General features: G+C 64.2%; 12 protein-coding genes. 7 read left to right on the forward strand and 5 right to left on the reverse strand.

Annotated features, from left to right (window positions below):
* Position 1 precedes the first annotated feature (1 nt).
* Entirely contained in the window at positions 2–835 is an 834-nt protein-coding gene (locus tag ACIQLI_RS20055; RefSeq protein WP_207594530.1) for a sugar phosphate isomerase/epimerase, read from the forward strand.
* A gap of 322 nt (positions 836–1,157) precedes the next feature.
* The gene (gene proC, locus ACIQLI_RS20060; protein WP_400391652.1) at positions 1,158–1,988 is read left to right on the forward strand and encodes a pyrroline-5-carboxylate reductase; all 831 of its coding nucleotides are present in this window, start codon (positions 1,158–1,160) and stop codon (positions 1,986–1,988) included.
* Between the two features lie 75 nt (positions 1,989–2,063).
* Here the strand turns inward: proC and ACIQLI_RS20065 are convergent, their stop codons facing one another.
* Together ACIQLI_RS20065 and ACIQLI_RS20070 are read right to left on the reverse strand one after the other, a co-directional pair.
* On the reverse strand, positions 2,064–2,702 hold the full coding sequence (locus ACIQLI_RS20065) for a TrkA family potassium uptake protein (protein WP_011775951.1): 639 nt from the start codon (positions 2,700–2,702) through the stop codon (positions 2,064–2,066).
* A gap of 40 nt (positions 2,703–2,742) precedes the next feature.
* The gene (locus ACIQLI_RS20070) at positions 2,743–4,176 is read right to left on the reverse strand and encodes a potassium transporter TrkG (RefSeq protein ID WP_354229378.1); all 1,434 of its coding nucleotides are present in this window, start codon (positions 4,174–4,176) and stop codon (positions 2,743–2,745) included.
* 102 nt (positions 4,177–4,278) lie between these two features.
* Here ACIQLI_RS20070 and ACIQLI_RS20075 point away from each other — a divergent pair, with 102 nt between their 5' ends.
* Positions 4,279–5,505 (forward strand): acetoin utilization protein AcuC, encoded by a 1,227-nt coding sequence (locus ACIQLI_RS20075; RefSeq protein ID WP_400391656.1) that lies wholly within the window; start codon positions 4,279–4,281, stop codon positions 5,503–5,505.
* Between the two features lie 17 nt (positions 5,506–5,522).
* Here the strand turns inward: ACIQLI_RS20075 and ACIQLI_RS20080 are convergent, their stop codons facing one another.
* On the reverse strand, positions 5,523–5,999 hold the full coding sequence (locus ACIQLI_RS20080; RefSeq protein ID WP_354229382.1) for a hypothetical protein: 477 nt from the start codon (positions 5,997–5,999) through the stop codon (positions 5,523–5,525).
* Positions 6,000–6,155: 156 nt separating this feature from the next.
* Here ACIQLI_RS20080 and ACIQLI_RS20085 point away from each other — a divergent pair, with 156 nt between their 5' ends.
* The gene (locus tag ACIQLI_RS20085; RefSeq protein ID WP_400391658.1) at positions 6,156–6,719 is read left to right on the forward strand and encodes an ArsR/SmtB family transcription factor; all 564 of its coding nucleotides are present in this window, start codon (positions 6,156–6,158) and stop codon (positions 6,717–6,719) included.
* Between the two features lie 207 nt (positions 6,720–6,926).
* Positions 6,927–8,264, forward strand: a complete 1,338-nt coding sequence (gdhA, locus tag ACIQLI_RS20090) for an NADP-specific glutamate dehydrogenase (protein WP_400391660.1) — start codon at positions 6,927–6,929, stop codon at positions 8,262–8,264.
* An 80-nt stretch (positions 8,265–8,344) separates the two neighbouring features.
* On the opposite strand, the gene ACIQLI_RS20095 is transcribed toward gdhA, so the two are convergent.
* Positions 8,345–9,676 (reverse strand): alpha-hydroxy-acid oxidizing protein, encoded by a 1,332-nt coding sequence (locus ACIQLI_RS20095; RefSeq protein WP_400391663.1) that lies wholly within the window; start codon positions 9,674–9,676, stop codon positions 8,345–8,347.
* Between the two features lie 90 nt (positions 9,677–9,766).
* Between ACIQLI_RS20095 and ACIQLI_RS20100 the strand changes: the two genes are divergently transcribed.
* Positions 9,767–10,465: a FadR/GntR family transcriptional regulator gene (locus tag ACIQLI_RS20100; protein ID WP_400391665.1), complete on the forward strand. Its 699-nt coding sequence runs from the start codon at positions 9,767–9,769 to the stop codon at positions 10,463–10,465.
* Positions 10,466–10,506: 41 nt separating this feature from the next.
* On the opposite strand, the gene ACIQLI_RS20105 is transcribed toward ACIQLI_RS20100, so the two are convergent.
* Positions 10,507–11,538, reverse strand: coding sequence for a LacI family DNA-binding transcriptional regulator (locus ACIQLI_RS20105; protein ID WP_354229395.1), 1,032 nt, complete (start codon positions 11,536–11,538; stop codon positions 10,507–10,509).
* Between the two features lie 180 nt (positions 11,539–11,718).
* On the opposite strand from ACIQLI_RS20105, the gene ACIQLI_RS20110 reads away from it, so the two are divergent.
* Positions 11,719–13,131, forward strand: coding sequence for a Gfo/Idh/MocA family protein (locus tag ACIQLI_RS20110; protein WP_400391668.1), 1,413 nt, complete (start codon positions 11,719–11,721; stop codon positions 13,129–13,131).
* The last annotated feature ends 19 nt before the right edge of the window (positions 13,132–13,150 follow it).

Raw genomic sequence — 13,150 nt, forward strand, 5'->3', positions numbered from 1 at the left:
GATGAGCAACGACGTCGAACCTGAAGTGAATGACCGCCAGATCCCCGTAGCGCTGTCCAGCGCGTCCGTCTACCCCTTGAGCGTCCACGACGCTTTTGCCGTGGCGCAGGACCTGGGTTACGAGGGCGTGGAGGTGATGGTCACCAACAACGCGGTGAGCCAGAACCCGGACGCCCTGATCCAGTTGAGCCACCGCTACCACCAGGAAATCGTCTCCATTCACGCGCCCACCTTGCTGCTGACCCAACAGGTGTGGGGCACCGCGTGGAACAAGATCGAGAAGTCGTGCCAGATGGCCGCGGATGTGGGGTGCGACACCGTAGTGGTCCACCCGCCGTTCCGTTGGCAGTCCAACTACGCCGAGAACTTCGTGGAAGGCGTCCGGGAGATCGCAGCCATGTACCAGGTGCATATCGCCGTAGAGAACATGTACCCGTGGCGTGTCCGCGGCCGCGAAGCGGTGGCCTACCTGCCGCACTGGGATCCGCTGGGGCAGGATTACGACGACGTCACGTGGGACTTCTCGCACGCAGCCACTGCGGGGGCCAACAGTTTGGAAGCCATCAAGGCGCTGGGCAGCAAGCTCCGGCACGTGCACCTCACGGACGGCTCGGGTTCCGGCAAGGACGAGCACCTGGTGCCCGGAACCGGTACACAGCAATGCGCGGACGCCCTCCAGCATTTGGCATCCACGGGTTTCGACGGCGTGGTGGTGGCAGAGATTTCCACCCGCAAGGCGAAGGTAGCGGGGGAGCGGGAGGAAATGCTGGCGGAAACCCTGCGCTTCGCGCGGCAGCACCTCAGCGTTCCGCTCCTGCGCAGCGTAGACAACTAACGGCGTCGAGCCCTGTCCTGAGGCTTGTTCGTCTGACGCGCCCTTCGACGGTGTGTCAGGCGGACGACTGCGGGATGAGCGCAACCGCGGCAGCGCTTAAAAGCGAAAGCACCGGCGGCCGAATCGGGAAATGGGGGAAAACCCGCCCGGCCACCGGTGCTTGTGGCGGACATCCCCATGCCCGCCTCATCACTCGCACCCTCAATGAGGTAACTACTAAGTTACGGACCAACCATGAGTGCTGCCTGCAATAACCTTGTGAGCAAGCTGGGAATCCGGAATCCGTTAGACCCCGTCCAAGGCCTACTGCAATGATGGAGCCATGAGCAACCGAATCGCATTCCTTGGCTGTGGATCCATGAACGAGGCAATCCTGGGAGGCCTGCTCGCCGCAGGGACGGACCCTTCAGACATTGTCGCCACCGTCCGCCGCGCTGAGCGGGCCGATGAACTTGCCCAGCGCCATGGCGTCATGGCCATCGCCGGCGAAGAGGAGCCGGACAACAACAAGCTGGCCACCAAGGGCTCGGGCATGGTCATCCTGGGCGTCAAACCGGTGGGCATCCTGGACCTGGCACGGGAGATCAGCCCGGCCCTGGCGAAGGACACGATTGTTGTCAGCGTTGCCGCGGCGGTGTCCATCGCCCAACTCGAAGCAGCGCTGCCTGACGGCCAGCCCGTGATCCGGACCATGCCCAACACGCCCTCGAGGCTGGGCCGCGGCGTCATCTCTGTCTCCCCGGGAACCCACTGCACGGCTGAGCAGCTCGAAAAAGCCAAGACGGCGCTGGCAGGTGCCGGCACGGTGGTGGAGATCCCCGAAGAGCAGGTGGACGCGCTGTCCGCCATCAGTGGTTCCGGCCCGGCCTACGCCTTCTACCTGGCAGAGGCCATGGCTGCGGCCGGCGTCGAGCTCGGACTCGACCAGGAGCTGTCCGTCATGCTGGCCCGCGAAACCGTGGCGGGCGCCGGCTTCATGTTGGCCGAACCGGGAGCAGATCCCACCGCCCTTCGTGTCGCCGTCACCAGCCCCAAGGGAACCACCGAGCGGGCCATCATGGCCTTCGACGACGGCGGCATGCCCAGGATCATCGCCGACGGCGCCCGCGCCGCTGCCGCCCGGGCAGCAGAGATCACCAAGCAGCTCGGCTAACCTCGGAGTTTTTGTACAGCTAACGCCTCTAAGAGCGCGTCTAAAGGGCGTTAGCTGTACAAAAACTCCATCCGGTTACGGGCGGGCTGCGAAGCGCTCCAGCAGGTCCACGTGTCCGGACACGATCAACATGTCGTGGCCGGATACTTTGGTTTCCGGCCGCGCGTACGTGAAGTCCTCGCCGGGAGTTTTCACGCCGACAATAGTCACGCCGTACTTGGAACGCACCTTGGATTCCTCCAGGGTGAAGCCCACGGTTTCCTTGGGCGGGTACATCTTGACGATCGCGTAGTCGTCGTCGAACTCGATGAAGTCCAGCATGCGACCTGACACCAAGTGCGCTGCACGAACCCCGGCGTCCGCCTCCGGGTAGATCACGTGGTTGGCGCCGATGCGGGTGAGGATCTTGCCGTGCGAGGGTGTGATGGCTTTGACCCACAGGTGCTGGATGCCGAGGTCCACCAGGTTCACGGTGATGAGCACCGAGGACTCGATGGACGTGCCCACGCCAACTACGGCTGAGCTGAACTCCTGGGCGCCGAGCTGGCGCAGTGCGTCGATGTTGGTTGCGTCCGCCTCCACCACGTGCGTGAGTACGGGCGCCCACTTTTGGACCAGGGTGCGGTCGCGTTCGATGGCCAGGACTTCGCGGCCCTGTTTGACCAGCTGCTCAGCGGTGGCGGATCCGAACCGGCCGAGGCCAATGACCAGCACTGGTGCGTTGTGTGCGGGGCGGTTGGCAGCCCCCGTGGTACTAGCCAATGATTGGCCTCTCTTCCGGGTAGTGGTACAGCTGGCTGCGCTGGCGCAGGGCCAGACCGGCGGCAAGGGTGACGGTGCCGACGCGGCCGGCAAACATCAAAGCGGTAAGGACATAAACGCCCGACGGCGGCAGCTCGGCACTGAGGTTGGTGCTCAGTCCCACGGTGGCGAAGGCGGAAATGGATTCGAAGAGCACCCGGTCCAACGACGCTCCGCTGATGGAGAGCAGCAGGAACGCGGCCACCGACACCAGAGTGGCGCCGGCAACGATCACCGAGATGGCCACGCGCATGGTGCCTTGGGGGATGGTGCGGCCATAGACTTTCACGTCGGCGTCGCCGCGGGCTTCGGCCATGATGGCCAGGAACATGACGGCGATGGTGGTCACCTTGATGCCGCCGGCCGTGGACGCGGAACCGCCCCCGGCGAACATCAGGGCGTCGGTGAGGAGCATGGTGGTGGATTCCATGTGGTTCTGGTCCACCAGGTTGAAGCCGCCTGATCGAGTCATCACGGAGGCGAACAGAGAATGGGTGATCTTGTCGCCGAGGTCCATGGTGCCGATGGTCCGCACGTTGTCCCACTCCATCAGGCCCCAGAGAACGGTGCCCGCTGCCAGCAGGATGAACGAGACCTGGATGGTGAGCTTGGTGTGGAGGTTCCACTTCTTCCAGTTGAGCCCGTTCTGCTGGAGCACCATCACCACAGGAAAGCCGAGGCTGCCCAGGAACACGCCCAACATCAGCGGGATGAGGATCCACAGATCGGTCTCGTACGGGACGATGCCATCGGAGTGCGGCGTGAATCCGGCGTTGTTGAACGCAGAAATCGAATAGAAGACGCCGTGCCAGACGGATTGCCAGAAGCTCTCGCCGAGCACCATGAAGCGGGGGATCAGCACGATGGCCAGGGCTGCTTCAATCACCACCGAGGTCACGATGACGATCCGCAGCAGGGTACCGACTTCACCGAGCCGGCCCGCGTTGTTCATGGCTTCCTGCGCGATCAGCTTGCCGCGCACACCCAGCCGCTTGCTGACCATGAGGGCCAACAGCGAGGCCAAGGTCAAGGTGCCGAGACCACCCACGAAGATGCCGATCAGGATCACCAACTGGCCGAAGAAGGTCCAGTGCGTGGCCGTGGAAACCACTGTCAACCCGGTGACGCAGACGGCGGAGACTGCCGTGAACATGGACTGGTGCAGGGGCGTGACAGTGCCCGCCGAGGAAGCCGCCGGCAGGGACAACAAGCCCGTGAACACCAGGATGACCACGGCGAAGACGGTCAACGCCAAACGGGCCGGTGACGTGTTGGCAATGTTGTCGATGAAGTCGCGCACGCGGGTAAAGATCCAGAGACCTTCCCGCTCCTGCTGGTTGGTTTGCCAGTTGGCCGGGCTCGTGGACCGCGACTGGCTTTGAGACATGGCGCTCTTCCTCGGTTGAACAAGCTTTCCTGAGTAGTAAACCACTATTCCCGCGGCGTAACCGGGCAGTAGGGGCCGCCAGGCTCAGGTAGCCTGTTCTGGATGAACTCCAGGCTTGGGACAACGGCTTCCAGCATTACGCGCTCCGCACTGCCAACGACGGTGGTGTGGGACCCAGCCATGACTGCCTACAATTTTGGCCCCGGCCACCCTATGGCACCGCAGCGGCTGGAACTGACGGCGCGGCTGGCCGAGTCCCTGGGGCTGTTTGGACACCAGCATGTGGCCGTCGAGGCACCCGCTGTGGCATCCGACGTCGAACTCTTAACGGTCCACAGCGCCGGCTATGTAGAAGCCGTTCGACGGGTCAGCGAGGATCCGTCCACGCCGGAGGAGGCCCGTGGCCTGGGCACGGAGGACGATCCCGCTTTTGCGGGGATGCATGAAGCCAGTGCCCGCCTTGCCGGTGGCTCGCTGCTGGCAGCTGACACCATCATTTCCGGCCGAGCCGTGCGCGCCGTGAACTTCAGCGGCGGGATGCACCATGCTGCACGCGAGCGGGCCAGCGGCTTTTGCGTCTACAACGACGTCGCGCTGGCCATTCAGAGACTGCTCGACGGCGGGGTGCAGAGGATCGTCAGCATCGACGTCGATGCGCACCACGGCGATGGGACGCAGAGTATCTTCTGGAACGATCCCCGCGTCATGACCATCAGCCTCCACGAAACAGGCCTCTCGCTCTTCCCCGGCACCGGCTTTGCCAATGAAACCGGTGGGCCGGATGCACCCGGGACCGCGGTCAATGTTGCGCTGCCCACTTTCACCGGAGACGCAGCCTGGTTGCGCGCCTTCCACGCCGTGGTCCCGCAGCTCGTGGGAGCCTTCCAGCCCGAGGTGATCGTGAGCCAACACGGCTGCGATTCCCATCGGGACGACCCCCTGACCCACCTGACCCTCAGCATCGACGGACAGCGTGAGGCGGCGTCCGCCGTCGCAAGCCTTGCCGCCCGCTATTGCGATAACCGTTGGATCGCTACGGGTGGTGGCGGCTATGACGTCACCGGCGTTGTGCCGCGCGCGTGGAGCCACCTGATCGGGATGGTGACGCAACGCCCGGTGCCGCTCAGCACGCCGGTGCCCGAAGCCTGGCGGACGTATGTGCGCGAAACCTATGGCGTGTGGGCTCCGGAGTCCATGGGCGACGACGTGGACGTGTGGTGGCGCTCCTGGGAGGTGGGCTACGACCCCGCGGACGAGGTGGACCGGACCATCATTGCCACGCGCAAGGAAATCTTCCCCCTGTACGGCCTGGACCCCTGGTTCGACTGACGCTTCGCTCCCACAGGCTACGGCCCGGTCCTCTCCGTCTGGAAAACCACCCCGGCGGCCCCCACCAGCCAACCGAGCAGCGAGAGCGCGAACGCACCGATGAGGTCCGTGGACGCCTGCCCCTTGAAGAGCCACAGCACCAGGACCAGCATGCCCATGGTCATGTAGACCATGATCGCGAAGATCACCCGCCCGGATAGCCTCGTAGCCACGTCGGCCGGGCTGACCAATGGACTGGGAGTGCCGGCGTCGGCATTGTCACGTTTAACCTCGGAAATGGTGAAGCCCAGGGCCGATGCCGTCAGCGAACTCAGCGACGTGGCGAGGACTCCCGCGGCGGTCACCAACGCGCCGTTCAACTCCGGGGCTTCTGCAGTACCCGTGGGCACCCATGTCCCCACCCGCACCAGGACAGTGGTCCACACGAGGACAAACAAGGCGAGGAACACGCCGGCAATGATGTCAAAGATGCGACGCCGGAAAAATTCAGTCATGGCCATGACCCCGTGCTTGTGGCGGCCGGGGCCTGGGAGCCCGGACGGACCGTGTCTCCGTTGTAGCATCGGCCCACCAGCGGGTCAACGATTTGGTACCCGTCGCGGCACGAAACAGGGATGCCAATTGGCGTATATGTCGCTAGGGTGGGAGGCATGGTGACTGACGACGTATTTGCCGTCATAGCTGAGGCAACCAGACGCGACATCCTGGTCTCCCTCCGCTCTGGGGATAAAGCAGTAGGCGAACTGGTGGAAGAACTGGCTGCGAGCCAGCCCACAATCTCCAAGCATCTGAAGGTGCTCCGCGAGGCTGACCTCGTCAGCATGCGCGCGCAGGGCCAGAAGCGCTTCTACGCCCTCAATCCCAAGCCGCTTGCCGGCGTCGCGAGCTGGCTTGAAACGTTCGACGTCGGAACCCCGGCTCCCGCCGTCGTCGTGCCTGCTGCTGCGGGGCCTTCCACCGCTGCCGCGGACGTGCCCGCCGCTGTGGCTCCCGCCGAAGCCGCCGTCGCGTCAGTCCCCAACCGCGCCGACGCCATTGGCCAGGCCGTCAAGGTCCACGCGAGCGGAACCCCTGTCTCCCTTGACCCCGCGTCCGACGACACCGTTCCCCAGCAAATTGGCCGCACCGTGGGCCGCGCTGCCACTAAGGCTGCTGACCTCCTTGCCAACCTTCCGAACCTGCCCAACCTTCCCAAGTTCGGGCGTAAGCGGTAGCGAACCTCTACTTAACGTGATCCTCATCACATTGTGAGTTTTTGTTTACCTTGCGTTTCCTTGTGTTTTCAACGATTTTCTACAGTTGTGTTAACTCATCTGTGAGGGTCACATTGGCTCCGGATGGAGATCCCATCTCCCTCGGTGCAACCATGAGCGGGACTGATCGTCTCGCCGCGGGTCGGCGCACTGAGGATAGGAACACGCATGGATTCAAGGCTCGAAGCTGTCCGCGGCACCGTGTTGGCACGGAACCCGGGGGAGAAGGAATTCCACCAGGCCGTCACTGAGGTCTTTGAAAGCCTCGGCCCCGTGCACGATCGCCATCCTGAATTCCTTGAGGGCGCCGTCCTGGAGCGTCTCTGCGAACCCGAGCGCCAGATCATCTTCCGCGTCCCATGGACCGACGACGCCGGCCGCGTCCACGTGAACCGCGGCTTCCGGGTGGAGTTCAACTCCGCGCTCGGACCCTACAAGGGCGGGCTCCGCTTCCACCCCTCGGTGTACCTGGGAATCGTGAAGTTCCTAGGCTTCGAGCAGATCTTCAAGAATGCACTCACCGGCATGCCCATCGGTGGCGGCAAGGGCGGCTCGGACTTCGACCCCCGCGGACGTTCCGATGCCGAAATCATGCGCTTCTGCCAGTCCTTCATGACCGAGCTTTACCGCCACATCGGCGAATACACCGACGTTCCCGCCGGCGACATCGGCGTGGGCGGACGCGAGATCGGCTACCTCTTCGGCCAGTACAAGCGCATCACCAACCGCTACGAATCCGGCGTCCTCACAGGCAAGGGCATTTCCTGGGGCGGCTCCCTGGTTCGCCCGGAGGCCACCGGTTACGGCACAGTGATCTTCGCCCAGGAGATGCTCAAGACGCGCGGCCAGTCCTTCGATGGCCAGCGTGTGGTGGTCTCCGGTTCCGGCAATGTGGCCATCCATGCGATCGCCAAGGCCCAGTCCCTCGGCGCCACCGTGGTGGCATGTTCCGATTCCGCCGGCTACATCGTGGACGAGGCGGGGATCGACGTCGCGCTTCTGAGCCGGATCAAGGAAGTCGAGCGCGGCCGACTCACGGAGTACGCCGCCCGCCGTTCCGGAGCCAGCCATGTTGCCGGCGGTTCCGTGTGGGATGTCAACGGCACCGTGGCGCTTCCGTGCGCCACCCAGAACGAGCTCGACGGCGATGCTGCCGCCAAGTTGGTCAGCAATGGCTTGATTGCTGTAGCCGAGGGCGCCAATATGCCCTCCACGCGGTCCGCGGTATCCGTGTTCCAGGAAGCCGGGATCCTCTTTGGGCCGGGCAAGGCCGCCAACGCCGGTGGTGTGGCGACGTCCGCCCTGGAGATGCAGCAGAACGCCAGCCGTGACTCGTGGTCCTTTGAGCACACCGAGCAGCGCCTCACTGAGATCATGGTGGGCATTCACGATCGCTGCGCCGAGACTGCCGAGCAATACGGTGCGCCCGGAAACTACGTGGTGGGCGCCAACATCGGCGGCTTCGTCAAGGTAGCCGACGCGATGCTGGCACAGGGCCTGATCTAGCGCCGCTTACCCAACTGGGTAGCAGTAGAGGCCGTTTTGAGCGTTCAAAACGGCCTCTACTGCTACCTACATGGCTGCGGTTAGTGCTGGAGCAGCCGCACGTGGTCCGGGTTCAGGTCCGCCACCTTGCTGACACCCAGCAACGCCATGGTCCGGGTCATGTCCTTTTCCAGGATCTGGATGGTGCGGTCCACGCCTTCGCGTCCGCCGGCCATGAGGCCGTAGAGGTATGCGCGGCCGATCAGCGCAAAGTCTGCGCCCAGGGCCAGTGCTGCAACGATGTCCGCGCCGCTCATGATGCCCGTATCCAACATGACCGCGGCCTTGCTGTTGTCTGCCTTCAGTGCCGTGGTGACCTCCGGCAGGAGGTGGAACGGGATGGGGGCGCGGTCCAACTGGCGGCCGCCGTGGTTGGACAGGATGATGCCATCGGCGCCGTGGTCCACTACCTTGCGGGCGTCTTCAACGGTCTGGATGCCCTTGACCACCAGCTTGCCCTTCCAGGTTTCGCGGAGCCAATCCAGGTCCTCGTAGGTCAGGGTGGGGTCGAACATGGAGTTGATGAGGTCGGCCACGGTGCCGGTGTAACGCGAGAGCGAAGCGAACGTCAGGGGCTCGTGGGTGAGGAAGTTGAACCACCAGGCCGGGCGGTACGAGGCGTCCAGGACAGTCTTGATGGTCAGCGCCGGCGGGATGGTCATGCCGTTGCGGACGTCGCGCAGGCGGGCGCCGGCAACCGCGGTGTCCACGGTGACCATGAGGGTGTCGTTGCCCGCTTTGGCGGCGCGTTCGATCAGTTCCAGGGAGCGGTCGCGATCCGTCCACAAGTACAGCTGGAACCAGTTCCGGCCGTTCGGTGCAGCCGCGGCAACGTCCTCGATGGACGCAGTGCCCATGGTGGACAGGGTGTAGGGAATGCCCGCAGCTTCAGCGGCCTGCGAGCCGGCGTACTCGCCCTCGGACTGCATCATGCGCGTGAAACCCGTGGGTGCGATGCCGAATGGCAGGCGTGATTCCTTGCCCAGGATGTCAGTGCGGAGATCGATCGTCGAGACATCGCGCAGGATACCGGGACGGAATTCGATGTCCTGGAATGCCTGGCGGGCGCGGCGCAGGGTGATCTCTTCCTCGGCGGCGCCATCGGTGTAGTCGAAGGGTGCCTGCGGGGTGCGGCGCTTGGCCATGTCCCGCAGTTCCCAAATGGTGCTGGCGCGCTTGAGCCGCGCGGTCTTGCTGAATTCGGGCTTCTTGAACTGCATGAGTGGAGCGAGGTCGGAAACCTTGGGGACGCGGCGCTTCAGTGCCGGCGGAAGCACAACGGCGGGACGCGGCTGGGGCGGACGTGTCACGTTTTCGTCGCTCCCGGCGTTGGCAGGCGCGGCCGTGATCTTGGGATCGAGGGTGTCGGTCATGCGGTTCTCCCTTGAATTCTGTGGTCTTACCACTGTGGTCTAACCACACTGTAATCCATGTGGTTGGACCACATCAACTAGTATTCCGTTATGCGTACCCACGAGTTGGTCCTGCAATGGATCGAGAAGCAGCTGTCCGATGGAGACCTTGCCCTCGGCGGCAGGCTGCCGGGTGAACGCGCCATGGCCGAGCAATTGAAGGTTTCCCGGACCTCCGTGCGCGAGGCAGTCCGCATCCTCGAGGCGATGGGCGTGGTCCGCGCCGGCGTGGGGTCCGGAAAAGACGCCGGCACAGTGGTCATCGCTGAGCCGGGGTCCGCGTTGGGTTCCACGCTGAGGCTGCATGTGGCCACGCGCCATCTTCCCGTGGCGGACATTGTGGAGACCCGCGTGCTGCTGGAATCGTGGGCGGCTGAACGGGCGCGGGTGGGTGTGCCGGAGCTGGAGGAAGCTGCGGAGCTGCTGGACCGGATGGACGTCGCCCCGGACATCGATACGTTCCTTGCCCTGGATGCCCGCTTCCATGTGGCGCTCGCGCAGGCCGCAGGCAACGCCGTGGTCAGCGCCATGATGGCCTCGCTCCGGGGCGCGATCGAGAACTACGCAGGTGAGCTGACCGGAAACCTGCCCGACTGGAACGCGACGTCCAGCAGGCTCCGGGCCGAGCATCGCGCCATACTCGCCGCGGTGAACAACCACGACGGCGGCAAGGCGGCTGAGCTGGTGGCCGCGCACATCCAGGGCTTCTACAAAGAGGCCGGAGTAGGCGCAAACCCTTCGCCCAGTTGACACTTCACCCCCATGCTTTTGGGAAACATGGGGGTGAAGTGTCAACTCGCGGGCTTGAGGGCGGGCGCTGCGGTGCTCTTGCGGATCTCCATCCTGGGCGAGAACTCGTCCTGCGCCTGGGTGGTGGCTTCGCCGGCCTGCTGGATCTGTTCGCGCATTCTCCGCCAGGCAAGGCTTCCCAGTTCGTTGATGGGCACGGCAGCGGTGGTCAGCGGGGGAGTGGTGTATTTGGCGAACGGGATGTCGTCGAAGCCCGTTACGGAAATGTCCTCCGGAACGCGCACCCCACGCTCGTGCAGGCCGCTGAGCAGCCCCATGGCCACGAGGTCGTTGAAGGCCAGGATTCCGGTAGCACCACTGGCAATGATGGCCTCGGTGGACTCATGGCCGGAATCGAAGTTGGATCCACCGTGGAGCATCTGCAGTTCGATCTCCGGGTGCTCGGCACGGAACTGGTCCAGGCCCACCAGTCGTTGGCGGTTGGAGGCACTGTGCTCGGGGCCCGACAGGAACACCAGGCGGCGGTGTCCCAGGGAGACCAGGTGCTGCGCCAGTTCCTGGATGCCCTGCCCGTAGTCCACGCTCAGGCTCGGAGTGTTGGTGGCAATGGTGGTGCGGTTGATGAGCACCAGCGGGTGCAGGGTGGGCGCGAGCTCTTCAAGTTCGGCGTCAGCCATGCGGGGTGCGCAGAGGACCACGCCATCGCAGCGGCGGCGGGCTTCCCCTGCCAGGATGGCTTCCTCGCTGGTGACTTCGGAGGAGTCGGCAATCAGGACGCGGTAACCATCCTGGGCAGCAGCGATGCTGAGTCCGCGGAGGATTGCCTGGAAGGTGGGATTAGCAAGATCCGGGACCACGATGCCGATGGTGTCAGTCTTGCCCAAGGCAAGGCTTCGCCCCACCGGATTGGGCTGGTACTTCAATTCCGCTGCGGCTGCACGAACCCGCGCCGCGATCCCGGGATCCACTGCGGCGTTACCGTTCATGACGCGTGAAACGGTGGCGTGCGAGACGCCGGCCTTCTCCGCGACATCAGCTATCCCGACGCGCCTGTTGGTGTTCCTGCGTGCCATGTGGCCCCTTCCCATTGGTCGTCTCCCGAATGCGCCGTCGTTGGAGCAGTGGTTGACGTGACCACCAGAGTCTTGATACAAAGCTTATAACGCTCTGAGAAAACGCTTTCTCATGATTCTTCCCATACGAAGCCGGGCCGTCAAGCGGTTCACTCCTGCCTTTTGAAAGGGGCATCCCACATGGTCACCGTCGACTCAGCCGAGACCCAGACCGAAACGGCCACACCCACAGCCCAGGCCGAAGGCCGCACGCGGACACGCATTGCCCTCATCGGCACCGGTGGCCGCTCGGAAATGTACATCCGGGCCATCTATGGGCAGCACGCGGACGTTGCAGAACTCATTGCGCTCTCCGACGTCAACCAGGGCCGGGTGGACTTCTATCAGGAGCTCATCAAGGAGCTTGGCGCAACAGAGCCCGTTGCCTCCTTTGAGCCGGGCCGGCTCACCAGCTTCATTCAGTCCAACGACATCGAGCGTGTCATCGTCACGACGCCCGACTACACCCACGCGGACTACATCGTTGAGGCGCTCGAGGCCGGTGCCGACGTCGTGGTTGAAAAGCCGCTGACGATTGACGTTGACGGCTGCCGCCGCATCACCGAAGCCGTGGCGAAAACCGGCAAGAACGTGGTGGTGACGTTCAACTACCGCTACTCGCCGCGCAACACGGCACTGAAGGAAGTCATCCAGAACGGCGTGATCGGCAAGGTCACCTCCATCGACTTCAGCTGGGTGCTGGACACCGTGCACGGCGCCGACTACTTCCGCCGCTGGCACCGTGAAAAGAAGAACTCCGGTGGCCTGCTCATCCACAAGGCCTCCCACCACTTCGACCTGGTCAACTGGTGGATCAACGATGTTCCCGAACGCGTCTTTGCCTCCGGTGGCCTGCGCTTTTACGGAGACAAAAACGCTGCAGAGCGCGGCCTGGGAGCCCGTCCGGAGCGTGGCACGGTTGATGGCCTTGGCCACGATCCCTTCCGCCTGGACATGCGCGACGACGAGCGCCTGAAGGCCCTGTACTACGACAACGAAAAGTTTGACGGCTACATCCGTGACCAGGACGTTTTCACCGGGGGTATCACCATCGAGGACAACCTTGCCCTCGTGGTGGACTACCAGGGTGGCCCCACGTTGAGCTACTCCCTGAACGCCCACAGCCCGTGGGAAGGCTACCGCGTCACCGTCAACGGCACCGAAGGCCGGGCGGAACTCGAAGTGGTGGAACGCGCCGCCGTCGAGTCCAGCACCGACAAGAAGACCGTGGTGGACCCGAGCGCCACTCCCATCGAGGAAGAGGATGCCGTACGCCGCAACGGTGAGCGCCTGGTGGTCCAGCGCCATTGGGAAGCTGCCTACGAAGTTCCGATCGTCAACGGCGAGGGCGGCCACGGCGGCGGTGACAACCTGCTGCTCTCGGACCTCTTCAACGGTCCCGGAATTGATCCCCTGGGCCGGCCATCCGGCTACATCGACGGACTCCGTTCCGTGTCGGTAGGCATCGCCGGCAACCAGTCCCTGGAGACCGACCTTCCCGTCCGCATCAGCGAACTTGGCCTCGGCGCCGACCTCAGCCGCAGCCAGGCCTGACCGGTCCACTACCAAGCAA

The sequence above is a fragment of the Paenarthrobacter sp. NPDC091669 genome (assembly GCF_044756725.1).
Classification (GTDB): Bacteria; Actinomycetota; Actinomycetes; order Actinomycetales; family Micrococcaceae; genus Arthrobacter; species Arthrobacter bambusae_C.